At 68.1% G+C, this 25,222-nt stretch carries 16 protein-coding genes, 1 tRNA gene and 2 pseudogenes; 8 read left to right on the top strand and 11 right to left on the bottom strand.

Annotation, left to right across the window (positions count from 1 at the left end; genetic code table 11):
- Window positions 1-68: 68 nt before the first annotated feature.
- The 4 genes and pseudogenes from MSPGM_RS21975 to MSPGM_RS21960 form a co-directional block, all read right to left on the bottom strand.
- Window positions 69-290, bottom strand: coding sequence for a hypothetical protein (locus MSPGM_RS21975; protein WP_261925915.1), 222 nt, complete (start codon window positions 288-290; stop codon window positions 69-71).
- Between the two features lie 179 nt (window positions 291-469).
- A pseudogene (locus MSPGM_RS21970) lies at window positions 470-805 on the bottom strand (integrase core domain-containing protein); the annotation flags it as partial.
- Entirely contained in the window at window positions 768-2,033 is a 1,266-nt protein-coding gene (locus MSPGM_RS21965) for a flavin monoamine oxidase family protein (protein ID WP_261925914.1), read from the bottom strand. The gene MSPGM_RS21965 and the pseudogene MSPGM_RS21970, both read right to left, overlap by 38 nt.
- 694 nt (window positions 2,034-2,727) lie before the next feature.
- On the bottom strand, window positions 2,728-7,215 hold the full coding sequence (locus MSPGM_RS21960) for a DUF3320 domain-containing protein (protein WP_261925913.1): 4,488 nt from the start codon (window positions 7,213-7,215) through the stop codon (window positions 2,728-2,730).
- 135 nt (window positions 7,216-7,350) lie between these two features.
- Here MSPGM_RS21960 and MSPGM_RS21955 point away from each other — a divergent pair.
- A protein-coding gene (locus MSPGM_RS21955) for an IS3-like element ISMex5 family transposase (RefSeq protein WP_209688052.1) occupies window positions 7,351-8,534 on the top strand; the annotation gives its coding sequence in 2 pieces (ribosomal slippage) (window positions 7,351-7,615 and window positions 7,615-8,534; 1,185 coding nt in all).
- A 57-nt stretch (window positions 8,535-8,591) separates the two neighbouring features.
- Here the strand turns inward: MSPGM_RS21955 and MSPGM_RS25410 are convergent.
- From MSPGM_RS25410 to MSPGM_RS21930, 6 genes and pseudogenes are all read right to left on the bottom strand, one after another.
- Window positions 8,592-8,771: pseudogene (locus tag MSPGM_RS25410) on the bottom strand (DUF6538 domain-containing protein); the annotation flags it as partial.
- 117 nt (window positions 8,772-8,888) lie between these two features.
- Window positions 8,889-8,962: transfer RNA gene (locus tag MSPGM_RS21950), tRNA-Gln, on the bottom strand.
- Between the two features lie 222 nt (window positions 8,963-9,184).
- Window positions 9,185-10,369: a glycosyltransferase gene (locus MSPGM_RS21945; RefSeq protein WP_003600129.1), complete on the bottom strand. Its 1,185-nt coding sequence runs from the start codon at window positions 10,367-10,369 to the stop codon at window positions 9,185-9,187.
- Between the two features lie 169 nt (window positions 10,370-10,538).
- Complete coding sequence (locus MSPGM_RS21940; protein WP_003600127.1) at window positions 10,539-11,357, bottom strand: glycosyltransferase family 2 protein; 819 nt, start codon at window positions 11,355-11,357, stop codon at window positions 10,539-10,541.
- 75 nt (window positions 11,358-11,432) lie between these two features.
- A complete protein-coding gene (locus tag MSPGM_RS21935; protein WP_261925912.1) occupies window positions 11,433-12,212 on the bottom strand; it encodes a LuxR C-terminal-related transcriptional regulator in 780 nt (259 codons plus the stop codon).
- 193 nt (window positions 12,213-12,405) lie between these two features.
- Window positions 12,406-13,056, bottom strand: coding sequence for a response regulator transcription factor (locus tag MSPGM_RS21930; RefSeq protein ID WP_003600124.1), 651 nt, complete (start codon window positions 13,054-13,056; stop codon window positions 12,406-12,408).
- A 693-nt stretch (window positions 13,057-13,749) separates the two neighbouring features.
- Between MSPGM_RS21930 and MSPGM_RS21925 the strand changes: the two genes are divergently transcribed.
- Together MSPGM_RS21925 and MSPGM_RS21920 are read left to right on the top strand one after the other, a co-directional pair.
- Window positions 13,750-14,964 (top strand): sensor histidine kinase, encoded by a 1,215-nt coding sequence (locus MSPGM_RS21925; protein ID WP_015857468.1) that lies wholly within the window; start codon window positions 13,750-13,752, stop codon window positions 14,962-14,964.
- A gap of 7 nt (window positions 14,965-14,971) precedes the next feature.
- A complete protein-coding gene (locus MSPGM_RS21920; protein WP_015824421.1) occupies window positions 14,972-15,676 on the top strand; it encodes a response regulator in 705 nt (234 codons plus the stop codon).
- 319 nt (window positions 15,677-15,995) lie between these two features.
- Here MSPGM_RS21920 and MSPGM_RS21915 read toward each other — a convergent pair whose 3' ends face one another.
- A complete protein-coding gene (locus tag MSPGM_RS21915) occupies window positions 15,996-16,556 on the bottom strand; it encodes a TetR/AcrR family transcriptional regulator (RefSeq protein WP_003600121.1) in 561 nt (186 codons plus the stop codon).
- A gap of 218 nt (window positions 16,557-16,774) precedes the next feature.
- Between MSPGM_RS21915 and MSPGM_RS21910 the strand changes: the two genes are divergently transcribed.
- The 5 genes from MSPGM_RS21910 (at window position 16,775) to cyoA (ending at window position 25,195) form a co-directional block, all read left to right on the top strand.
- Window positions 16,775-17,938, top strand: a complete 1,164-nt coding sequence (locus MSPGM_RS21910) for an efflux RND transporter periplasmic adaptor subunit (protein ID WP_003600120.1) — start codon at window positions 16,775-16,777, stop codon at window positions 17,936-17,938.
- Window positions 17,935-19,086 (top strand): efflux RND transporter periplasmic adaptor subunit, encoded by a 1,152-nt coding sequence (locus tag MSPGM_RS21905; RefSeq protein ID WP_003600119.1) that lies wholly within the window; start codon window positions 17,935-17,937, stop codon window positions 19,084-19,086. The genes MSPGM_RS21910 and MSPGM_RS21905 overlap by 4 nt, the downstream gene beginning before the upstream one ends.
- Window positions 19,087-19,142: 56 nt before the next feature.
- Window positions 19,143-22,205 carry an efflux RND transporter permease subunit gene (locus tag MSPGM_RS21900; protein WP_003600118.1) on the top strand — a complete coding sequence of 1,021 codons (3,063 nt, stop codon included), beginning with the start codon at window positions 19,143-19,145 and terminating at the stop codon, window positions 22,203-22,205.
- A gap of 297 nt (window positions 22,206-22,502) precedes the next feature.
- Window positions 22,503-23,837: an MFS transporter gene (locus MSPGM_RS21895; RefSeq protein WP_003600117.1), complete on the top strand. Its 1,335-nt coding sequence runs from the start codon at window positions 22,503-22,505 to the stop codon at window positions 23,835-23,837.
- 233 nt (window positions 23,838-24,070) lie between these two features.
- Entirely contained in the window at window positions 24,071-25,195 is a 1,125-nt protein-coding gene (gene cyoA / locus MSPGM_RS21890) for a ubiquinol oxidase subunit II (RefSeq protein ID WP_015857467.1), read from the top strand.
- The last annotated feature ends 27 nt before the right edge of the window (window positions 25,196-25,222 follow it).

The following is a 25,222-nucleotide window of genomic DNA, read 5'->3' as shown; positions in this document are numbered from 1 at the left end:
GTCGAGGCCGAGGCCCTGCGCGAACCGGAGTAGGCCGCGCATTTCGGCGGCGGATCGTTCGTCGTTGGTTATTGCTGGTCCTGGCCTTCTGCCGCAAACCGCAGGGCCAGAAACGCAGCGCCGTCCTCTCGATCGTGATGCCGACCCACGAGGTGGCCGTCGGCATCCTCTAGAACCCAGAGGCCCGGGTACTCGGAATCTTTGGACACGTGGCCTGCCACGTCCTTGCCGACCCTCACGATGAACTGGCCGTTGGCGCTCTCTTCGATGGTGTAGTCCAAAGGGAACATCAAGCCTTCCGCGCCCGACCGACAAACTCCCAGATCGGCATGCCAACCGGGGTGCCCGGAACGCCGCGATAGCGGATCAGGTTGCCGAATGAGATCCGGTCCGCCTTGATGCCGATCCCCCCGCATCTGCTGACCCTACCATGACCTGACCGGTATTTTGGACCGGGCCAGATGGGAGGCTACTGCAAGGCAGTGGCCATGGGTAGCCGGTAGGCCAGATCCGGGAAGTTGACAGGCGCGGGCGGCCGGTAGCCCAGCGACGAATGCGGCCGGACACGGTTGTAGGTGTTCTGCCATAGGCCAATTACTGCCTGTGCTTCTCTCAGCGAGTAGAAGATCTCCTGGCGTAGGCACTCGTCACGAAGCTTGCCGTTGAAGCTCTCGCAATACCCGTTCTCCCGCGGCGAGCCCGGGGTGATATATTGGATCTGCGATCCGGTCTTTGTGACCCACTTGCGCAGCGCCTTCGAGATCATCTCAGGGCCGTTGTCGCAGCGGATATGCTCTGGGATGCCGAAGCGCCGCCAAGGCCTCGTCGGCGGCCCTATGGCCGCTGTCGTGAGCTCCGTGGGCCGTCGTGAAGTCGTGGGGGTGCGTCGCCTCCCCCGCGAAGAAGAGCCGCTCCTCGAAGGGCCGGGCCAACCGCGCCCGAGCCTGTGATTCGCCCGGGAGGGCACAGCTATAGGCGCCGCCGATGGACGCCATCCAGCTCCAGGAAGTCGCCGCGAGCGGGCGGACCGCCGACGCCACGTCGCTGCCGAACAGGCCGGTCAGCTCGGCCGACACGAAAGCGAACCCGGCGGCCGGCCCTTCCTCCTTCAAGATGCGGGCGCCATCTCCGCCGAGGAACGCCTCGATGACTGGCCATCCGTTGGGCCGGATCGAGTAGGCGGCGGACCGCGCGTCGCGCAGGTTGCCGTAGGCGTGGGAGTCCGCCTCGAACGCGGCATCGCGCCCGATCTCAAGGAAGACCTTCTCGTTGCGGCCGAGCGGCAGGGCGACGGCCGCCTCGCGCCAAGGCTCGGTCCCGGGAGGCAGGCGGATCGCGTCGCTGGCCAGGACTGCGGTCGAGACCGTGAGGATGGCGGCTCGGGCGCGGACGGTGCCGGCCCGCGTCGAGACGGCGACGCCGTCCGTCGTCAGGTCGATCCGCTCGACGGGGGTCGCAAGGCGCAGGTCCGTCGAGGAGGGCAGGCTGGCGGCGACGAGCGTGCCGTAGCCCAGCGGCAGGTTCCAGTTCTTGCCCGTCGAGGCATCGTCGTAGGCCAGGTAGTCGGAGGCGGAGATGCGCTCGGGTGCGACCCCGCTCATGAAGCCGGCGATGGCCCGCACATAAGCGTTCCAGGCGCCGCCGGGCTCCAGGGCGTCGCTTGCCCGGTCGCTGCCACGCGCGACCGGGCGGAGCCGCTCCTCCCAACCGCCGAACGCCCTCCGGGCCGCCTGCTCGTCGTCCTCGGTCCGGGCGATGCCGGGATGCGACTGAGCCCACGGCGGATCGCCGCGGTTGACCGGGAAGCCTGATGCCTCGGCGATGCCGACCCAGGCGTTGCGGTCGCCCGAGTGCAGCCATTCGCAGCCCAGGTCGAGCGGATACCCACCGAGGTCCTGCGTGAAGGCACGGCCTCCGAGACGTGAAGACGCCTCCAGCAGCAAGGCCGATGCATCGTTGGCCGCGAGCCGCCGTGCCGCGCCGATGCCGGCGGCGCCTCCCCCCACGATGATGACGTCGTACTCGCTATGCATGCGCCGAAGGTGAGGGCGGTCGTCCCGGCTTCCAAGGTCTGCGAGACGCTCGGCGCACGGGAGGGTGCCGGCGCGATGCGAGGTGGATACCTGAGGACGTTGTGGCCGCCGGACCAACCATTCGATCTTAACGGCAGCAGTTGGCCTTCAAGCGGCCATTCCAGTGTCTTCGGTCGGAGGTCCGCTCATGGCGCATCTCAGACGCCACCAGCGCATTCCTTTTGGTGCAGTAAGCTAGAGTGTTGTGAGAGCCCCGTGGTGGAGTATTGCTCCCGGGTGGTTGTGGATTGCCCATGGCAGGTCGGGGGTACTTTACAGCTCGCAGGACCGGAGCCATCTGTTGGGCGAGCGGCCGTTGCTTCACGGCGGCGAAAGTAGATCCACGAAGCGCGTCCTCATGGCCACGTTGCTAGCTCCCTCACGCCCGCACGTCAGTGAGCGCTCGCAGCAGCGCCCGGCGCCCCTTGGCGTCGTGGACGTCGACCTGCCAGCCCGTCCAGCCGCGAGGTCGTCTGCGTGATCACGACTGCGACCGCACAGCGAAGTAGTAGCTCGACGGCGCGAATTGCTACGTCAGCGAGCGTGTCGGCTGCCGCCACGCCGGCTACGGGCGGCGGGGAGCTTGCCGGAGCTAGGGGGGTGCAGCGGCGCGCGCCACTCCAAACTCTTCCCTATTACCGACCACCATCGGCGCTCACACCGCCTGTGGCGCTGGCGACAAGCTCGCCATTGTCAGCAGCGATCCTTGCGCAGTCAGCGTGCAGTCCTGCGTCAGCCCTTCGATCTGCGCTCCGATGACGTCGCGCAGCTGAGCGCTCGTCGCTTTGAACCCCAGCATCCGTGCGACCGCCGGGACGATCTCCTCGGGGCTCGCCCCGAAACTCCCTGTCACGACTTCCTGGATCGCTGCACGCAGCTCGGTCGGCGGTAGCATCTCCGGCCGCCGCAGCGTACCCGAACCGGCCAGGCTTCGGTCGCGCACGGTCACGGTCTGACCCGGCAGTGTGAGGAACGAACCCTCCCGCTCGATCCCCCCACGCGCGCGAGCCGCCTCGGCACCGCGCTCGACCGCTGCCTGGATGCGCGGACCGCTGCGCTGCAGGCCCCAGGCCTGACGCACGCGAGCGGTCACCTCATCGATGTGCACCGGGCCCTCGACCGCCACGACCTGCTCGACGAGGCCAGCGAGCAGTCCTGTCGGCGTCTCATGCAGTTCGGGCTGGCCGCGCGGGGCGTTGGGCACCAGCTCGACGTAGAGGCGGCTCGGCTGGTCGTCCGAGCGCTCGCTCAGGCCGACCTCGACGACGTCAGCCCGCTCGATCGTCACGACCTCGACCGGAACGGCTCGCGCACGGGCCCCGCCGAACTCCAGTCGCGCGTCGAGTTCGGCCTTGGCCGCCTCGATCGCCGCGACTGTCCGCTCGAGCTGTTCCTCGGGGCGCTGGAACCAGTCGGTGCTCCAGATCCGGTGGATGATCCAGCCGTGGTCTTCGAGCACGGCCTGGCGCAGCCGGTCGCGGTCGCGCGCCGATCGGGAGGCGTGGTAGGCCGCCCCATCGCACTCGATGCAGATCAGGTAGCGGCCGGGCCGCTCGGGATCGGCGATGGCGAGGTCGATGAAGAAGCCCGCCAGACCGACCTGCGGGTGGACGTGATAGCCGCGGGCCTGCAGTGCGCGCGCGACCTGTGCCTCAAACACGCTGTCGTGGTCGCGCCCTGTCGTCTGCGCGATGCCGAGCCGCCCTGTGCGGGCGAAGTGCAGAAACAGCTTGAAGGCCAGCACACCTTTGCCCTTGGCGCGCTCGAGGTCGATGTCCTCATCGGTGATCGAGGCGTAGACCTCGCAGCGGCGCTTCGCCCGGCTGATCAGAACGTTGAGACGCCGCTCGCCCCCCTCCGCGCTCAAGGGCCCGAACCGCATCGCCATGTAACCTTGCGCGTTGCGCCCGTAGCCCACCGAGATCATCACGACGTCGCGCTCATCGCCCTGCACGTTCTCAAGGTTTTTGACGAAGAACGGCTCGCTCGGATGGTCCTGGAAGAAGGGCTCCGTCTCGGGATTGAGCCGGCGCAGACGCTCGACCTCGTCTTGGATGGCGCGGCGCTGCTTAACCGAGAACGCCACGACGCCCAGACTGAGGTTCGGGTGGGTCAGCGCGTGCCGAAGCACGGCCTCGGCCACTGCCTTCGCCTCGACGGGGTTGGTGCCGGTGTTGCCGCTGTCGAACACCCCGCCGGCCACCGCGTGGAAGCGCAGGCCCATCCCGGCCTCGCCGGTGTAGGGGCTCGGCACGATGAACAGCTTGTTCTCGTAGAATTGGCTGTTCGAGACGGCGATCAGGGACTGGTGCCGACTGCGATAGTGCCAGCGCAGCATACGCTGCGGCAGGCCACGCGCGGTGAACAGGCCGAGCACGCTCTCGACGTCGGCAACCTGCGCGGTGCCGTCGTCCTCCTCGTCGTTCGTCCCGCCAGTCATTTTGGCGAAGAAGCGGGTGGGCGGCAGCTGCTTCTCGTCACCGACCACAACGACTTGGCGGGCGCGAGCGATGGCACCCAGCGCGTCGACCGGCTGGATCTGACTCGCCTCGTCCATCACGAGGAGGTCGAACTCGATTACCCCTGGCGGCAGGAGCTGAGCCACCGAGAGTGGGCTCATCATCAGGACGGGCTTGAGCGCCTGGATCGCCGGGGCGGCGCGCTGCATGAGCTGGCGGATCGGCATGTGGCCACGCTTGCGCGCCATCTCGGCCCTGAGCACGCCGAGCGGCCCGAGTCCGCCCGCGACCTTCGGGATACGCCGGTGGTGGGCGCGGGCGACCTCGACGCTCGCCAGGGCGATGCGCTGCCGGTCGAGGTCGGCAAACTGCGTGGCCAGCCGTCCGTGCAGTTCGCCGTCGAAGCGCGCGAGCGCTGGGTCGGCTTTGGTGAGTGCACGAAACAGCGCCTCGAAGTACGCCATCTCGAAAGCCGGCCGGGCGGTGTCCGGTGCGAGACGCCCGTCCGCCAGCCGGTCGACCAACTCTCCGAGTCCAAGATCCCGGGCCCGGTTGGCACGTTCGCGGTAGGCTACCCATTTCGAGAGGCCTTCGATCTCCGTGCCCCAGCGCGCAAGAGCGGAGCGTAAGGTCTCTGTTGGGATCGTGCCTGCACCGGAGTGGGTGAACCGGGCAACGACCTCGAGCCTCAGATCCGCGAAGAGCGCGTCGAGGCCAGCGGTCAATCGTCTGGCCTCAGCCGCCGCTGCCTCCGCTCGCTTGGCCAGCGCCACCCGGTCTGAGACGCGTGCGGACTGCACGCGAATATCGGCGTTGTCCGTGATCCATTCTGCAGCGGACCTGAGGGTTGGCCAGTCGGAGTCAGAGCCGCGCCAAGCCAGACCGAACGCGGTGCGGCCGAGTGCGTCGGCTGCTTCGAGCGCGTCGCCGGCCTCCTGTGCGGCGGTCAGGCGCGCCAGCACGGCGAGGCGCTGTGGTACGGGCGTGTCCGTCTCGATCATCACCGCGCGACAGCCCGCGTCGAGAGAGGCGATGGCGCCCGCCCGATCGGCCATTCGTGCGAGCGGCGCTTGATTGACCGCCACGACGCTAGGGAAAGCCGCCTCATTCGCGTCGCCGAGATCCGCCCAGTGGCTGGACGCGAGCGGACCGAGCACCTCGCACAGCCGCGCGAGGGCGGAGGCCCGCGCCTCGAGATCGGCGCGATCGGGTAGACGGCTCGCGATCAGGCGCGGTTCGGCGCCCAGGCCGCGCAGGCTGCGCATCCAGGCAACGAGGGCCTGTAGTGGCTCCGGCCGGAAGCGCTCAGCCCGCCAGTCGTCGCCGAAGGCCGCCCGCCCGAAGGCATCCTCGGCTTGCAGGAGGGTGATCGCTGCTTTGCCAGCCTGAAGTGCGTCCAGGGCGGCGAGTACCGCGGGCAGCGGGGTGGTCGGCGCCGCGAGGACCGTCTTCACGAGTCGGTTGGCCGCGCGCCACTCACCCGACAAGAACCGGGTGAAACTCGTGCCCTTTGCTGCCAGGACTTGACGCGCCGACGCGAGTTCCGTCGTCCAGGCAGCCTCGGTCAAAACGCCTGCGGTCGCTGCGCTGGCCTGAGCCAGCCGGGCCGCCGCTTCAGCGAGGTCCCCCGCCTGATCGACCCCGCGCTCCCACACAGTTGCGGCGAAGGCCTCGGGGCTCGCGTCTGGGGCGTCCGCGACACGCCGCGCGGTGGTCACGAGGCGCTCAACGTCACACAGGGTTTCGGCCGAAGCCGCGGACCCGAGACGCCCCCTCAGATCGCGTGCAGCAGCCAGCACACGCGGGACCTGCGTCTCGAGCGCGGCCGCGCGAGCGAATCCCTCGGCCGGGAAGGTTCTCGGTAGTGTCTCGAGCCCGGTGCGCAGGCCCGCGACGTCGACCGCATAGGCCTCCGCCCGCACTGCTCCGGACAGTTCGGCGACGAGCGCGGCGTAGGCGCTGCCACGCTCGAGCAGCGCGGCGATCTCAAGCCGGTGCGAGGCCCACGCCTCGCAGCCGAGGGCTGCGTCGCCAAGAATCGTCGGCGCTCCGGCGAAGCGCTCGGCCAGCGCGGCGGCGAGTTCGAGGTCGCCGAGGGACGCGAGCCCCGGTCGGCCGAATGAAGCCCCGACCGCTTCGGCCTCGGCCTGTGCCGCCCCCAGGGCCACCTGCAGGCCGGCAAGACGGAGCTTCAGCCGCTCGACATCGGTCGGCAGGATCGCCTCAAGCCCCACACCGCGCCAGGGGTGATCGTCTGGCCGGCCGATGTCGGCGACGCGCTGGGCAAGCTCGGTCAGCAGATCGTCGCGCTGCCGCACCCCGTCCGCGTCCCAGGATGGCGCCGCGGGCAGCTCGAGGTCCGTCGGGCGCTCGCCATCCTGGCGCAGACGCGTGAGGTGTCCGATAACTTGGTACGGCGTGAGGCCTGAGGGGGCGTGCTGCTGATGGAGCCGCGCTGGATGGGCGTTCAGCGCGTCGCGCGCCTCGGTTAACCGGGCGATGAGACTCGCCTCGGTGCCGGATCGGGGCGCGCCGAGCTCCCATGTGCGGCGCAGCTCGTCGAGCAGCGCGCGTTTATTAGCCTTGTTGGAGTGCAGCTCAAGGCAGGCATCGCCCACCCCCGCACGGTCGAGGCGCCGCTTGACCACCTCAAGCGCGGCCATCTTCTCGGCCACGAACAGCACGCTGCGCCCGTCGGCGATCGCGGCCGCGATGATGTTGGCGATCGTCTGCGACTTGCCGGTGCCAGGCGGCTGATCCGCCCCCACTGAAGTGGTCCGCCCTGAGGTATGGCTTTTGAGCCAGATGAGGACGGACAGATGGGAACGAAGCGGCACAAGCCGGAAGACGTGGTCGCCAAGCTGCGGCAGGTGGATGTTCTGGTCTCGCAGGGCCAGAGCGTGGCGGAGGCGATCCGGGCCATCGGCGTGACGGAAGTGACCTACTACCGCTGGCGCAAGGAGTACGGCGGCCTGAAGAGCGATCAGGTTCGACGGATGAAGGACCTGGAGGTTGAGAACCAGCGGCTGCGCAAGGCGATTGCGGATCTCACCCTCGACAAGCTGATCCTGCAGGAGGCCGCTCGGGGAAACTGACCAGCCCCGCGCGCCGACGCGCCTGCATCGCGCATGTCATGAACGTCCTAGACGTCTCCGAGCGCCGCGCCTGTCGGGCGCTCGGGCAGCATCGCTCGACGCAGCGCAAGGTGCCGCGGGGAAGAGAGGATGAGGCCGCGCTGACAGCCGACCTCGTGGAACTGGCTCGCCAGTACGGGCGCTACGGCTACCGGAAGATCGGTGCATTGCTGAAGGCGGCGGGCTGGTTCGTCAACGACAAGCGGGTCGAACGGATCTGGCGGCGCGAGGGGCTGAAGGTCCCGTCTCGGCAGCCCAAGCGCGGCCGCATCTGGGACGGGGATGGTTCCTGCCTGCGATTGCGGGCGGAGCGTCGCGATCACGTCTGGTCCTACGACTTTGTCGAAGCCCGCACGCACGAGGGCCGCAAGTTCCGGATGCTGAACGTGGTCGATGAGTTCACGCGGGAGTGCCTAGCGATCCGCGTCGCACGCAAGCTGAAGGCGGCGGACGTGATCGACGTGCTGTCCGACCTGTTCATCCTGCGCGGCGTGCCCAGCCATATCCGCTCGGACAACGGTCCGGAGTTCATCGCCAAGTCCGTGCAGGCCTGGATCACCGGTGTCGGCGCCAGAACAGCCTACATCGCACCCGGCTCGCCATGGGAGAACGGTTACGTCGAGAGCTTCAACGCACGACTACGGGACGAGCTTTTGAACGGTGAGATCTTCTACACGCTCAAGGAGGCGCAGATCGTGATCGAGAGTTGGCGTCTACACTACAACAGCGTGCGCCCGCACGCCTCGCTCGGCTACCGACCACCGGCCCCGGAGGTGTTCGTGCCGGCCTTCACCGCTTGGCCGGCTGCGCTCACTCGGTCGGCTCCGCCGGCCAAGCGACCCGTGGAGCAAAGGCCGACCCTGCACTAACTTAGAACTTGGACCACCGCGTGGGGGCCGATCAATCGGCGTAGCGCGCAGGGTCGAGAACAGCTCTTCCGCCGCCACGTATAGCCGACAGGCCCTGAGCTTGGCAGCGCGTATATCGCCCGTTCCGAGGCTGCGCACGAGTTCGTGGCGGCCGAGACGTTGCCGAAGGTCGGCCGGGATGCGGCGTCGGAAGTGGAAGGTGCGTCCGCGCTGGACGACGTTGGCGACGAAACCCAAACCGCGCTCCCGCCGTCCGCGCGGACGGTCTGTGTAGCAGCGGTGTGTAGCAAAATGCTCAGACCGCAGGGCGGTTCAGCAAAATCGTCAGCGCCTGCAATGGCTTAGGTCGTTAGATGGCTGGGGGACCTGGATTCGAACCAGGACTAGCGGAGTCAGAGTCCGCGGTTCTACCGTTAAACTATCCCCCACCGAAGCCGTCACCGGCCCCGTCGAGGGAGGCCGGAAGCAGGTGGGATCGCGTTGGCCGCCATCCCGCGCTCGGTGCTGGCGTCAGATAGGCTGTGACGGGCGTCGCGTCAACATGGCTGCACGCGCGATCGTGAGGGTGAGGCTCAGCGGCAACGGTGCAGGAGGCTGCCGGGTCTCGGGCGGGGTGAGTGGCAGTGTCCGCGCGCTCATAAGCCACCCGTTCAGTTCAGGGAGGGCTGCCTGTGACCGGCCTTCGCCGCGACGAGCGCCTCGCTCGGCGGCGACGCCGTTCGAGGGGATGGGCCCAACGCCAGCGTCTCGGCGATCACGTAGCGGGCCAGCGCGTCGAAGGTGTAGACCCGTTCGACCAGAGCCTGAGCGGCCGCCGTCATCCGGTCGACCCCCGCGTCGTCCGTGCGCAACAGCTGGTCGAGGGCGCGTTCCAGATCCTCCTGCGGGTCGAGATAGAACCCCTCGCGTCCGTGCAGGAAGGGTTCGATGCCGGTCAGCGGGCGGGTATCGAAAATCGGCACGCTGCCGAGTGACGCGACCTCGTAGTGCCGGTAGCAATCCCAGCCGACGCCGCCCGGCGACAGGCAGAACCGGCTCCGGGTGATCGCCTCGGCGAAGGCTTCCGGGCTCAGGCGATGCGTCGGCGCGTGGATGCGCCACCCCCGGGCCGCCAATCGCGGCAAGACGCCGCTGACGGTCTCACGAAAGGCGATCCCCTGCGCCGAGCCGGCGTAGAACAGATCGTAGCTGCGCGCGGAGGCCGGGATCGGGGTTTTCAGCGCCGTCGCCTCGATCCCGAGGGCGAAGGGGCGCAGCTTGGCCCGGAGCGCCAGGCAGGCGGGATCCTGGCGCGCATGGCCGGCGCAGGCGCCGCGGGGCAGCACCGTTTCGAGGGTGTTCCACGGATTGGCGGCCAACTCGCGCTTGAAGAACAGGTCGCAACGCCGGAGGAAGGCGCGGTCGCGCGGGTGGATCGTGAGATGGTCGGTCACGTCGAGGACCGCGAGCCGGACGCGGGGGCCGCGGGCGGCGAACAGGACGAGGCCGCGGAAGGCGAGCCCGATCAGGCTCAAGGCCGCATGGACGGGGTAGGCGTGCCCGGCGCTGTTGACCGGGCCGACACACCGGGCGACGACGATGTCGTAATCCTGGGCGAGGCACGCCCGGCCGATCCCGGCCACCCGCCGCGCCAGCTTCAGCAGCCGCAGCGGCAAGCTGCCGGAACGCGGCGCGCGGGTCCGCACGTCGGCCCAGCGCAGCCGCGTGTCGAGGAAGGTCGTGCGCTCGGGGAAGGCGGCGGTCACGAGCGGCATCAGCCCGAATTCGAGAATCCGCGGAGGGCCCGGGAGTCCATCCGACGCCACGTGGCGGGCGCGGTCGATCAGCGTCTCCATGGCGACTCCCTGGCGGTTTCGGGGTCGGCATAGCGGCGCCCGCCCCGCGCCGGGACCGTGCCACCGGATCCGCTCGAACGGAGCGGCTTCCGCCTCATGACGCCGGCGCGATGTCCGAGCCGGCGCCCTCCGTCATCGCGACGGGATCGCGAGGGCTTCGCCTCGGACATCAGAAGTGGGCGTGGGGCTGAAGCTTCAGCCGGCTGCGGCCGAGATCGAGCTGCTTGCTGACGAGCCAGTCCGGATTGCGGGCGTTGAAGTAACCCTTCAGCGCGTAGCGCCAGAACAGCTCTTCCGCGCGGGAGGACGGTCCGTGCACCCCCTTGACCTGGGCGACTTCGCCCAGCGCCCGGGCCTTGTGGGCGAGGTTGGCGCTGTTGTTCTGCCCGGTGCGACGGAAGCAGGCGACCGGCCGGCCGACGCGGGCGTAGGGCTCCTGCGCCAGGGCACGGCAGAACATCTCGTAGTCGCCGCAATCCCTGAACGCGTAGTTGAACCCGCCGAGCTCGGCGTAGAAGTCCCGCGCGATGTAGGTCGCCATGTGCATGACCGGATTCCAGCCGAGGCACACGAGCATGCGCGGCGTCATCCAGTTGGGCGGGGCGGCCAACCCGCCCAGGCCCCGGCCGCGCCCGTCGATCCAGCGTATCCCGCCGACGACCCAGCGCCGATGGCTGCCCTTGTAGGCCTCGACCACGGCCTCCAGGCCGCCTTCGAGCAGCACGTCGTCGGCGCCGAGGAAGCCGAGCAGCTCGCCCGATGCGGCGAAGGAGCCCTTGTTGATCGCGTCGAAGATGCCGCGATCCTTGCCCTGGAGCACGGTGGCGCCGAGGCTTTGCGCCAGTTCGACGGTGCCGTCGGTGCTGCCTGCATCGACGATCACGTGCTCGACCTCGATGCCGTTGCGGGCGCTGGCCCGCGAGGATTCGATGCATTCGCGTAAGTATTCGACGCCGTTCAGCGTCGGGGTGACCACGGACACCTTCATGGCCGGCTTCCTCGTCTTTCGGCTTGCGATCGCGTGCGGGACCACGCGCGTTCGGGCAGGGGCGGCGCCGGGCCCTCACGGCGCCGCACGATCGTCAGGCCACAGCCGCGAGCGCGCTGGAGAAGCTGTCACGGCCGGCGACGAGGGGAGGGGCGCTACGAGGCCGCCGAACCGCTCGGCGGGGGCGCAGCCGTTGGTGACGATGCCCTTGTTCATCGCCCAGACCGCCGCCTGCGTCCGGTTCTTCACCCGGACCTTGCGCAGGATCGCCTTGACGTGAACCTTGACGGTCGCCTCCGCGATATCGAGGTTGCGGGCGATGACCTTGTTGGACTCCCCCAAGGCCAACCCTTCGAGGATGTTGACCTCGCGGCTCGACAGGCTGGAGAGCGAGGTGCCGTCCGCCCGCTGCAGCCCGGTCAGGGCGGCGACCGGACCGGGTGCGCGCACCGGATCGAAGGCTAGGCACAAACGCCCGAGGAAGCTCACCGGCAGCACCGCGCAATCGGCGATCACCACCTCGAGGGTCTTGAGCAGGTCGGCCGGAGAGACGTCCTCGGTCAGATAGGCCGAAGCGCCGAGTTGAAGGCTGCGCAGCATCAGCCCTTCGGTATCGCGCAGCGCGAGCGCCACGATCTTGACCTCGGGCAGCGCCTCGGCGACCTGCCCGACGATGCCCGCGGCCTCCTCATCGATGACGACGAGCGCCAAATGCGCCGCCTTGAGGTCGGACAGGTGAAGCGCCGGGCTGGCCGCGACCTGCCGCACCATGAAGCGGGTGCCGGAAAGAAGCGCGATCAGGCTTTCCCGGACCATGCGGTTGTCACTGACGATGAGCGTATCGATGTGTTCCATCGGAGCTACTCCCCTGATCTCCTGAAAACCTCCCGCGCCGGATCACTCTGACCGCCAGATTCTGTTCAGGCCGTTCAAACGCACATATTGTGCGTCGCAGAATGGTTAGGCACAAATTAACTAGACCGAATGGGAGGTGTCCTGTCATGTCAGAAAAAACTTGGACATCTCAACAAGGCGTATCCAGTTCGTACTAGGCTTTTCCCTTGAGAATGGTCGGCGCGAGCAGCGCAGCCTCGGTTCGATTTCTGACGCCGAGCATTCGGATCACGGCTGAAACGTGAATTTTCACGGTCGCCTCGGCGATACTCAGTGCGATCGCGATCTCTCGATTGGATAACCCCTTGCCGATCAGCGCCAGAACTTCGCGTTGGCGCAGGGTCAACCCGAACGTTCGCACGCTGCGCTCCGGTTGCCGCAGCCCCGCCCCGGCATCCGGCGGCTTCACGGCCAGGATGGTGGTGGGTGCGTAGAGCCGGCCGTCGAGCGTGGTTCGGACCGCCTCGAGCATTTCCTCGTGGCGCTGGCGCCGAACGATCAATCCGTGAAAGCCGAGGCTCAGAGCATCCTGGAACAGGTCGGCCGAGGCATGGGGGACGACGAGCAGGAGGCGTGCGGTGCCGGCCGCGCGCTTCAGGGCTCCGAGATAGGTCGGATCGCCGGCCGGAAGGAGGCGCGATCCGACGATCACGAGGTCCGTCTTCAGCGGTGACCGAAGGCTGTTAATCAATTCTGATGAATTCGAAACATCGACGACGATGATTCCACTCAGATTCAATTCCAGAGTTCGCCGCAAGACGATGCGGAAATTTCTTTGGTCATCTGCGATGATGATCCGCAACATAACTGAGCGTTAACTCCTTAGATTGCCGATCATCGCGAGTAAAATGAATATATCTGCTATAACTTCACTTCGAGCGCGCCGATCTGTTTTTATGCTCTGAAAATCACAGCTTTCAATCGCACCGCACTCAGGAAAACGTCAAATTAAAACGAAATCCCGAATTATAGACAAATTGACAGACTTTCCTGCCTCGCAGAAGAGCTCTGCCTCGCCCAATGCTTAACATGCGAACCGCAATCGGCAAGTTTCTCTCAAGAGACTACCCGATATTGGCAAATATTATTTTGAATCGTCGATTCGATCAGGAGCTCATTCCAGAAAATCCGCGACGCGCTATCAATTATGAACTGAATACGCCTTTCGGGCTATCAACAATGAGGTATCGGCAAAACACTTTTGTTATATACCGCGCCGCAGCAGAGTCATATCGTACAACCTTACGGTCGCCTGGGCAGAACTAATCCGGTGTTTCGATCATAACCCGGATGGATCATGCCACCATGGCAACGGTGGGTAGTGGGGGGACTCCGTCGATGTCAGTAATCGTGGCGGGTGATGGCGGCTCGATCACGCGGCTGATGTACGAGCGTCGATGCCGAACGTTCTCGACACGCTTATCGCGCCCTCGCCGGCTCCACGGAACAACACGCGTGGCCGCACGGAGGCGGTGACGTGTCCGGGGGGGCCTCGTCGATGGATCAGAGCGTGGCGACGGCGGCCGGCTCAGGCCCGCTGACCGCGGACGCGGCGCGCGTCCTCGATGCGGTCGATGCCCCTGTCCTGGTCGTCGCCCGCTCGGGCAGCATCGCCTACGCCAACGATCCCGCCCGCCTGCTGCTGACACGGGAGGATCCGTCCCGGACCCATCTGAGCGGTCATACCTCGCGCAACAGCGAGACCTCGCCGGCCGACAAGCACGCGCTCACAGGCAAAATCTCGACGGTGTTTCTGGCCCGAGCCAGAGCGACGCGGACGCCGCTTCCCGGCGTGATCGCGATCAAGCGGGGAAGCGGGATACGCCGTTACCGCTGCCACGGCTTCCGCCTGAACCGGGAGGGGATCGACCCCCTGGTTCTCCTGCGGCTCCTGCCGACGCCGGAGATGCGGTTCAATCTTCAGGCGACCGAGGCGGCGATGCTGCGGCGCGAACTCGCCGCGCGCGAGCGCCATCAGCGCAGCCAGCAGGCGCTGCTGCGCGAGCGTGACCTCCTGCTGGCCGATTTGCGCAGCAGCGCGCAGGCGCGTCTGCGCGCCGAACGCGACCGGGACGCGGTCCTCGCCCAACTCTACCGGGCGCATCAAGCCGAGCGGGAGCGTCTGGCCCGGGAACTCCACGACGAGGCCGGCCAGCAGCTCGCATGGCTGAAGCTTCAGCTCGACCGCCTGCGGCGCGCGCCCTCGCCGACGCAAGTCGAGGCGATGTTGAAGCAGGTCGATGCGATCTCGGCCAGCCTGCGGCAGGTCGTTCGCGAGCTGCGCCCGGTCACCCTGACCGAACTCGGCCTCATCCTCGCCCTGGGCGGCCTCGTGCGCGAATGGTCCGACCAAAGCGCGATCCCCATCGACTTCCAGCTTTCGGGAACCACGGTCCGCCTCACGCCGGAGATCGAGGTGACGATCTTTCGGCTGGTGCAGGAAGCCCTCACCAACGTCGTCAAGCACGCGCCGGGGGCGCGCCACGTCTCCGTGACCCTGCAATACGCCAGTACGGGCGTCACCCTGGCGATCGAGGACGACGGGCCCGGGCTTGCCTGCGAGCAGGCGCCCGAGGCGCGGCGAGCGGGCGGCGGCTTCGGACTCGCGGGCATGCGCGAGCGGCTGACCCTGCTCGGAGGAACGCTCATGATCGAATCGCCTCCCGGCGGCGGGACGACGATTCTGGCGCGATTGCCGCTGACAGGGGGATGAGATGCGAATGGCGAAAGAACGGGTCAGGGTCGCCCTGATCGACGACCACCCAATCTTCAGAAGCGGGGTCCGCGGCCTGCTCGGCGAGACAGCCGGCATAGAGGTCGTCGGAGAGGCGAGCGACGGCCGGCACGCCCTGGATCTGGTCCTCAGGACCAAGCCCGACGTCGTCATCATGGATATCACCATGACCGGCATGAGCGGCCTCGCGGTGGCGCGTGCACTCCGGGAAGTGGGCTCCGCGGTGCACATCGTGTTCCTGACGGTCAACGAAGACCTCGCCTTCGTCGACGAGGCGCTGACCGCGGGGGCCCAGGGCTATGTCCTGAAGCGTTCCGCCGGCACCAGCCTTCTGGAGGCCATCGAAGCGGTCGTCTTGGGCGGCCAGTACGTCGATGCCGAAATGCGCGCGCCGCCAGCGCCGCCCGACCGTACGGAAGCCGGCCCGCCCGCTCCGCATCCCGGCCAGGAGGGCGGCCTCACCGCACGGGAGCGCGAGGTGCTCCGGCTGATCGCGCTGGGCATGACGATGAAAGAGGTCAGTCTCGCCATGTCGATCTCGGCGGCCTCGGTCGACACCTACAAGATCCGCGGCTGCAAGAAGCTCGGCCTCCGGTCCCGCGCCAGCATCGTCCGCTTCGCGCTCGGGCAAGGCTGGCTCGAGACCGAGAACAGGCGCTTGTCGTCGGAGCGGCCACCATCACTGATGTGAGTCTTATCGAGAACCGGCGTTTCGTTTGCGTAGGAGTTGAAACCATCCCATGAGCGGCGCACCCGATCACCTTGTGCGTTTCATGCGGCACGAAGCGGACAACCGAAATCCGGCCATCGACGGACGGCACCCGACGGATCATTGATCGTCGAGATTCTACCGCTCCGCATGACCGGGGCGGGCGCTCTCTTGCATATTGTCAGAGCTTCTTCTCGTAGCAGGGCCGACCGGCCAAAGCTGCCCGTTTCATCGCAAGCGTTGCACCGCCTCGGCAGCCGAACGGCCCGCGACAAGCCCGGCCCCTTCTCACCGAGCCTGCTCAGCCCAGTTCCTGCGCCGCGCGTTCCAGCGCGCCCAGAAGCGGTTCGATCTGCGCGGCGCTCAGATCGTGGAAGCCGAGGGTGCGGCCCATTACGACGCCGAGCAGCGAGAAGAACAGGGCGGCCCCGACACCGGCCGGCCCCTCCGCAGCCTCGAACCGGGCGAGCCGCTCGGCCACGAACACCCGGTAGCCGGCGAGGGCATCCGGATTCTCGGCGGAGGCGAGCAGAAGGGCGCGGCTGAACTCGTCCTCCTCGCAATAGCTGCGGCGCAGATGCTCGATCATGCCGAGCGCGAGCCCCGTCGCGCCCGGGCCCCGCTCGGCCTCGCAGGCGGCGATGCCGGTGCGCAGCTCCTCCAGCTTGCGGCCGACGAGGGCGAGGATCAGAGCATCCTTCGAGGCGTAATGGTGCAGCACGCCGCCCTTGCTCAGGCCTGCCTCCGTCGCCACGGCGTCGATGGTCAGCGCGCGCGCGCCGCCCCGGCGCAGGACCGCGCCCGCCGCGTCGAGAATCACTTCGGCACGGTCGTCGCGCCGGCTGCGCGTCTTCTGCGACATGATCGCCCCCGATCCCCGCCCTGCACGCGCCATCCAGCGTGCCACACTAAATCACTGTTGTCGCTGATGTTTCGAGAGAAACCAGGGGCGTCCCCCAAGCCAGTTCGCTTAAAAACCGTCTGGACGGTCGGTAAGATAGGCGATAAGCCTGCGCCGCGAAAGCCGTCCTCTCACGAATCGGCCGTATGCCCCGTCCCCGCCGTCCGGAAACTCGGCCGATGTCCCCACGGCTCCGTCCCGTCCTCACCGCCACCGCCTTCACGGCCGCCCTGTCGGCCCTCCTCGTGACGGCGGCCTTTCCGGCGGATGCGCCCGCGACCTCCGCCCTCCCGGAGGCGGAAGACCCGTCCGTCGCGCTGGTGCGGGTCGTGACGGCGACCGAGGGCCCCGTCACCTCGGATGTGGTGCTCACCGGCGACATCCAGGCCCAGGCCCAGACCAACGTCGCCTTCCGCACCAACGGCAAGGTCGCCGAACGCCGTGTCGAGGTCGGCGATCACGTCACCGCTGATCAGGTGCTCGCGGTGCTGGAGCCGCTGACGCAGCGGGCGAATCTCGACAACGCCCGCGCCGCCCTGGTCTCGGCGGAGGCGCAGCTCACCCAGGCCAAGGTGACTTTCGAGCGCCAGAAGCAGCTCATCAACGGCGGCTACACCACGCGCCCGTCCTACGACAACGCCGAGCAGCAGCTGCGCACCTCCCAAGCCGCGGTCGATTCGGCTAAGGCGGCGCTCGGCACCGCCGAGGAACAGCTCTCCTACACCGAGCTGCGCGCGGGCGTATCCGGCATCGTCCTGAGTCGCACCTTCGAGGTCGGGCAGGTGGTGCAGGCGGGCCAAGCCGTGATGGTGCTGGCCCAGGACGGCCCACGCGACGCGGTGTTCAACGTCTACGAAGCGCTGACGGCCCACCCGCCCGGCGACAAGACGATCCACGTCACGCTCCAGTCCGATCCCGCGGCAGCGGCGACCGGCCACGTGCGCGAGATCTCGCCGACGGTGGACGCGGCGAGCGGCACGGTCCGCGTCAAGGTCGGGCTGGAAGCGACCCCGCCCGCGATGTCGCTCGGCGCCGTGGTGATCGGCCGGGGCCGCTTCGCCTCGCGCGAGGCCGTGGTGCTGCCCTGGTCGGCGCTCTACCGCTTCGACAACCGGCCGGCGGTGTGGATCTACGATTCCGCGGCGGGCACGGTCTCGATCCGCGGCGTCGAGATCGACCGCTACGGCTTCGACAACATCGTCCTGAAGGGCGGCGTCAGGTCCGGAGAAACAGTGGTGGTCGCCGGCATCCAGTTCCTCCGCCCCGGTCAGCACGTCGCGCTGGCGGCACAGGACGCCGCGCCGGAACCGACGAAATCCGCGGCGGGGGAGAGCGGACGATGAGGCACGCGCTCCTTGTCTGCGCCGTGGTTGCCGGCGCCGCTCCGCTCACCGCCTGTCAGCCGTCGCAGGAGGCGCCCGCTCCGCCGCCCGTGCGGCCGGTTCTGACCACCCTGGCACAGCCCACCGACAGCGTGATCTTCGGCCCCTTCGCCGGCACGGTCGAGCCGCGCTACCAGTCGCAGCTCGGTTTCCAGATCGGCGGACGGGTGGTGGCCCGCGACGTCACCGTCGGCGACGTCGTGAAGAAGGGCCAGCGCCTCGCGGCCCTCGATCCGATCGTCTCGCGGTTCGACCTCAGCCGCGCCGAGGCGGAACTGTCCGATGCCAAGGCCCAGGCCGAGAACGCGACGGCCACCGAGGCGCGCACGCGGCGCCTGATGGAGGGCGGCAACGTCACCCAAGCCCAGCTCGACGCGGCGGTGGCCCGGCGCGACACCGCCCAGGCCCGCCTCGCCCAGGCCGGCGCCAGCCTGCAGAAGGCCCGTGACCAGATCGGCTACACCGAGCTGCGTGCCGATTTCGACGGCGTCGTCACCCAGCGGCTCGCCGAGATCGGGCAGGTGGTGAGTCCGGGGCAGGGGATCGTGACGCTGGCCCGGCCCGAGACCCGCGAGGCCGTAGTCGACATCCCCGAGACGCCGGCCGGCGCCATGCCCAAGGACGGGCTGTTCACGGTGGTGCTTCAGAGCGCGCCGGAGATCACCGCCCGCGGCCGGGTGCGCGAGGTCGCCCCCTTCGCCGAAGCCGGCACCCGCACCCGCCGCGTCCGCCTGACCCTGGAAGAGCCCGGCCCCGCCTTCCGGCTCGGCGCCACCATTACCGTCGCGCTGGAGCGCCGCATCGAGCGCCGCTTCGTCCTGCCGGCCACCGCGCTCCTCGACGCCGATGGCCGCCGCTCGGTGTGGATCGTGCCGGCGGCCGACAAGCGCGGGGAAGAGAATGCGGCCGTGCAAGAGGCCTTGCAGGGCGATGAGCCGGGCGACCGGCACGTCGAGCGCCGCGACGTGACCCTCGACGGGGACGGGCCGGACGGAAACGGGCGCATCGCCGTGCGCACGGGGCTGAAACCCGGCGAGCGGGTCGTGGTCGCGGGCGCCCATTCCCTGCGCGACGGCCAGACCGTCCGGCTGGCCGACGACCGGAACTAAGCCGGAACCCGACAAGGGATTCGGCCCGGCAAGACATTCTGCAAAGGTTTCCGCGCGTGAAGGACTTCAACCTTTCCGATTGGGCGCTCGGCCACCGTTCGCTGGTCTGGTTCCTGATGCTCGTCTGCCTCGTGGCGGGCGTGATGGCCTATTCGCGCCTCGGCCGGGAGGAGGACCCACCCTTCGCCATCAAGACCATGGTGGTGCAGGCGAGCTGGCCCGGCGCGACGATCAAGGACACCCTCGATCAGGTCACCGACCGGATCGAGAAGGAGCTCCAGCAGATCAATGCGCTGGATTACGTGCGCAGCTACACCACGCCGGGGCAGGCGACGGTGTTCGTGCAGTTCCGCGACACGACGAAGAAGGAGGAGATCCAGCCTGCCTTCTATCAGGTGCGCAAGCGCCTGGGCGACATCCAGCACACCTTCCCGCAGGGCGTGCAGGGCCCGTCGTTCAACGACGAGTTCGGCGACGTCTACGGCAACGTCTACGCCTTCACCGCCGACGGCCTGACCCACCGGCAGCTGCGCGACTACGTCGAGGGCGTGCGCACCGAGATCCTCAAGGTGCCCAATATCGGCAAGACCCTGCTCATGGGCGTGCAAGGCGAGACGATCTATCTCGACTTCTCGACCCGCAAGCTCGCGGGCTACGGCATCGATCTCCAGGCCTTAATCAAGGCGCTGCAATCGCAGAACGCGGTGGCCGCCTCCGGCGTGGTCCAGGCGGGGTCGGAGCGGGTAAGCCTGCGGGTGAGCGGCCAGTTCTCGTCCGAGGAGTCGCTGCGCAACGTCAATCTGCGCTTCAACGACCGCTTCTTCCGCCTCGCGGACGTGGCCGAGATCTCCCGCGGCTACGAGGACCCGCCGGCTGCCCTGTTCCGCGTCGACGGCAAGCCGGCGATCGGGCTGGCCATCGCCATGCGCCCCAACGCCAACCTGCTCAAGTTCGGCGAGGATCTGAAGGAGCGCATGCACCACGTCGAGGGCAAGCTGCCCATCGGCGTCGGCATCCACCTCGTCTCCGACCAGCCCAAGATCGTCGAGGAGGCGGTCGGCGGCTTCACCAAGGCGCTGGTCGAGGCGGTCGTCATCGTGCTGGTTGTGAGCTTCGTGAGCCTGGGCCTGCGCGCCGGGCTCGTCGTCGCGATCTCGATCCCGCTCGTGCTCGCCATCGTCTTCGTCGTCATGCAGATCATGGGCGTCACGCTCCAGCGCATCTCGCTGGGCGCCCTCATCATCGCGCTCGGCCTGCTCGTGGACGACGCGATGATCACCGTCGAGATGATGGTGGCCCGTCTCGAACTCGGTGACAACCTGAAGAAGGCGGCGACCTTCGCCTATACCTCAACCGCCTTTCCGATGCTCACGGGCACGCTGGTGACGGTGGCGGGCTTCCTGCCGATCGGCTTCAACGGCTCCTCGGCGGGCGAGTATACCTACTCGCTGTTCGTGGTGATCGCCGCCTCGCTCTTGGTCTCCTGGGTGGTCGCGGTGCTGTTCGCACCGCTGCTCGGCGTGACCATCCTGCCCAAGACCATGAAGCACCATGCCGAGCGGCAGGGCCTGTTCACCCGCATCTTCATGGCGGTCCTTCGGGTCGCGATGCGGCTGCGCTGGATCACCGTGATCGCCTGCGTCGCCCTGATGGGGCTGGCGGTGGTCGGGATGGGGCACGTGCAGCAGCAGTTCTTCCCGTCCTCAGACCGCTCCGAGCTTCTCGTCGACCTGACCCTGCCGCAGAACGCCACCATCGCCGAGACGCGGGCGCAGATGGACCGCTTCGAGGCCCGGCTGAAGGCCGATCCCGACATCGAGCGCTGGAGCTCCTATGTCGGCCAGGGCGCGGTGCGCTTCTACCTGCCGCTGGACCAGCAGCTCGCCAACGCCTTCTTCGGGCAGATCGTGATCGTCACGAAGTCGCTGGAGGTGCGCGACGCAGTCATGGAGCGGCTGCAGAAATTCGGCCGGCACGACTTCGTCGGCACCGACGTCCTGGTGCAGCCGCTCAGCCTCGGCCCGCCGGTGGGGCGCCCGATCCAGTACCGTCTCTCCGGCCCCGACGTGCAGGAGGTGCGCCGGCTCGGGCTGAAGCTCGCCGACGTGGTGGCGACCGACAAGCGGCTCGCCGTGCCGACCTTCGACTGGAACGAGCCCGGCAAGGTGCTGCGCGTCGAGATCCTGCAGGACAAGGCGCGCCAGCTCGGCGTCACCAGCCAGGACATCGCCGGCATTCTCAACGCCGTCGTCGGCGGCCAAGCGATCACGCAGGTGCGCGATTCGATCTACCTCGTGAACGTGGTCGGCCGGGCGCGCACCGTGGAGCGCACCTCGCTCGACACGCTCCAGAGCCTTCAGGTCGCGCTCTCCAACGGCTCGGTCGTGCCGATCCTGGCCTTCGCCAAGATCGATTACGATCTGGAGCAGCCGATCGTCTGGCGCCGCGACCGGGTGCCGACGCTCACCGTGCGCGCCACCATCAACGACGCGACCCAGCCCCCCACCGTCGTCGCCGCGCTCCAGCCGGCCATCGACGCCTACATGAAGGCGCTGCCGGAGGGCTACACGCTGGCGGTCGGCGGCGCGGTCGAGGAGGCGGGCAAGGGCCAGGGCCCGATCGCCGCCGTCGTGCCGGTGATGCTGCTGGCCATGGCGGTGTTCCTGATGATCCAGCTCCAGAGCTTCCAGAAGCTCTTCCTGGTCTTTTCCGTCGCGCCGCTAGGCTTGATCGGCGTGGTCCCGGCGCTGCTGCTGTTCGACAAGCCGATGGGCTTCGTCGCCATCCTCGGCATCCTGGCGTTGATCGGTATCATCGTGCGCAATGCCGTGATCCTGGTCAGCCAGATCGAGGAATGCGAGGCCGAGGGGATGGCGCCCTGGGACGCGGTGGTCGAGGCCACCCGCCACCGCATGCGGCCGATCCTGCTCACGGCGGCCGCGGCGAGTCTCGGCCTGGTCCCGATCGCCCGCGAGGTGTTCTGGGGGCCGATGGCCTACGCGATGATCGGCGGCATCCTGGCCGCGACCGCCCTGACGCTGCTGTTCCTGCCCGCCCTCTATGTCGGCTGGTACAGGATCAGGCCGCCCTCGCGCGACGCGGCAGCGCCCAGCCATTGAGGCCGGGCGGGCCGGCGCCGGTGGTCCCCGCGCCGGTGTCGGCGGCATCCCGCGGCACCCGGCGGATTCGAGACGATCACGCACAGATGAAACCAGTTGTATTATGCATCTCACGCGTTTCGGGCTGAGATTTTTGCGCTTGAGCGCATGACCTCTGCTTTCGCTGCATAGCCGTCCTGTGCGGCAACACGCGTCGCCAAAACCCCTTTGCGGATGTCAAGCCATCCGCTAGGCACGTCCCGAACGCCGCGCCAAGGCGGCGGCTCCGATCACCTTCAGGCGAGCCGGCTGCCCGCGATGACCACCGACCACGCCACGGCCAATTCCCACCCGCTCGAGCGCGACGCGCAAGTGGCCATGAGCCACCACGACGTCAGCCCCAATGACATCGCGCTCGGCGTGGTGATCGGGCGGGCGTCGGAATATTTCGACTTCTTCGTGTTCGGCATCGCCTCGGTGCTGGTGTTCCCGAAGGTGTTCTTCCCCTTCGCTGCCCCGCTCACGGGCACGCTCTACTCGTTCGCCATCTTCGCGCTGGCCTTCATCGCCCGCCCGCTCGGGTCGGTCTTCTTCATGTGGGTCCACAAGCGGCATGGACGCGGGGTGAAGCTCACCCTTGCCCTGTTCCTGCTTGGCGGCTCGACCGCGGCGATCAGCTTCCTGCCGAGCTACAACTCGATCGGCGTCGTCGCCATCGAGTTGCTCGCGGTGCTGCGGGTCGCGCAGGGCTTCGCGCTCGGCGGCGCCTGGGACGGCATGGCCTCGCTGCTCGCCCTCAACGCGCCGCGGGAGCGCCGCGGCTGGTACGCGATGATCCCGCAGCTCGGCGCACCGTTCGGCTTCATGGTGGCGAGCGCGCTGTTCGCGTTCTTCTCTGTCAACCTGACCCCTGAGGATTTCACCGACTGGGGCTGGCGCTTCCCGTTCTTCTGCGCCTTCACCATCAACGTCGTGGCCCTGTTCGCGCGGCTCCGGCTCGTCGCCACCCCCGAATTCACCCGGCTTCTCGACAAGGGTCGGCTCGAGCCCGTCAGCGTCGTCGATCTCGCCCGCCACCACGCCCTCGACGTGTGGATCGGCGCCTTCGTGCCGCTGGCGAGCTTCGCCTTGTTCCACCTCGTCACGATCTTCCCGATCGCGTGGCTCGCCCTGTCGAGCGAACGCTCCGCCGGCGACTTCCTAATGGTGCAGTTCTCCGGCGCCATGGTTTGCGCCGGCGCGATCGCCGCCTCGGGCCTGATCGCCGACCAGATCGGGCGGCGCAACGTGCTGCTCATCAGCGCCGGGCTGATCGCCGTGTTCGCCTGCGGCAGCATCCTGGCGCCGCTGATCTTCGGCGAGAACGCCATCGGCCAGACGATCTACGTCAATATCGGCTTCATGCTGCTCGGCCTGTCCTACGGCCAGACCGCCGGTGCCGTGACCTCGCGGCTGGGCGGGCGCTACCGCTACACCGGCGCGGCGCTCACCTCCGACCTCGCCTGGCTGTTCGGCGCGGGCTTCGCCCCCCTCGTGGTGCTGTACCTCTCCACCGAGTACGGGCTCGCGATGGTCGGCGTGTACCTGCTGTCGGGCGCCCTGGCGACGCTGCTCGCGCTCTCCCTCGACCGGTCCGAGATGCGCCAGATGTGAGTTTGGCCCCGCGGGCGGAGACTCATCTCGCCGCGGGACCGGGAGCGCTTTCCGCCGAACCCTGGATGCCGGTCCGGCGCCAGAAAGCGCGTCACAACAAGGTCCCGGAGAGGCCGAGCCGACACCGTCGGCTCGGCCTCTCCGGAGAGAAACGAACCGCCGCCACGCGGGAAGTCACCCGCGCGGCCCTTGCGATGGAACGAAGATTCGTGGCCATGACCGCCGACCGTTCAATGAGAGCCCGTGCCGGGGCCGGCTCCGCGAGCCGGATCCTGCGGGGTCTCGTCCTCCTGCCGCTGTTCGGCCTGCTCGCCGGCTGCAACCTCGTGGTGATGCAGCCCTCCGGCGACATCGCCATGCAGCAGCGCAACCTCGTCCTCGCCTCGACGGGGCTGATGCTGCTCATCATCATCCCGGTGATCGTGCTGACCCTGCTGTTCGCGTGGCGCTACCGCGCGTCGAACACGGCGGCCCGCCACGACCCCGACTGGGACCACTCGACCGGGCTCGAAGTGGTGATCTGGACCGCGCCGCTGATGATCATCATCGCGCTCGGCGCGCTGACCTGGATCAGCACCCACACCCTCGACCCGTTCCGGCCGCTCTCGCGCATCGAGCCCGGCAAGCCGGTCGCGGCGGAGGTGAAGCCGCTGGAGGTGGAGGTCGTCGCCCTCGATTGGAAGTGGCTGTTCTTCTACCCCGAATACAACGTCGCGACGGTCAACGAGCTGGCCGCGCCGGTGAACCGGCCGATCACCTTCAAGATCACCGCCTCCTCGGTGATGAACGCCTTCTACATCCCCGCGCTCGCCGGCATGATCTACGCGATGCCCGGCATGCAGACGCAGCTTCACGCCGTGATCAACAAGCCGGGCGCCTATGACGGGCTGTCGTCGCACTACAGCGGCACCGGCTTCTCGCGCATGACGTTCAAGTTCCATGGGCTCGACGGCGACGGCTTCGACCAGTGGATTGCCAAAGTGAAGCAGCAGGGTTCGGAATTGAGCCGTGATGCCTATCTCGAACTCGAGCGCCCGAGCGAGCGCGTTCCCGTCACCTACTACGCCTCGTTTGCCGACGGCCTCTTCGGCAAGATCCTCGGCATGTGCGCCGTGCCCGGCAAGATGTGCATGCACGAGATGATGACCATCGACGCCAAGGGCGGCGCCGGCAAGGAAAGCCAAGAGAACGCCGAGCGGCTCCAGTACGACAACCGCCATGTGCAGCGCGGCGACGAAGCCCCGGGGGCGACGACCCCGGCCTCGCACCGCGCGCCCAAGAGCGAAACGCCGGACGGCGATAAGAACCACGAGGGGAGCGGCCAAGGCCACTCCGCTCCCGACCAGACCAACAACTGATCCGTCGCCGCCTCAGGATTTACGGAC

The sequence above is a fragment of the Methylorubrum sp. GM97 genome (genome assembly GCF_024347855.1).
GTDB classification, from domain to species: Bacteria; Pseudomonadota; Alphaproteobacteria; order Rhizobiales; family Beijerinckiaceae; genus Methylobacterium; species Methylobacterium extorquens.
Note: the sequence above shows the minus strand (reverse complement) of the source record. Positions and strands in the feature narration are given on the sequence as shown.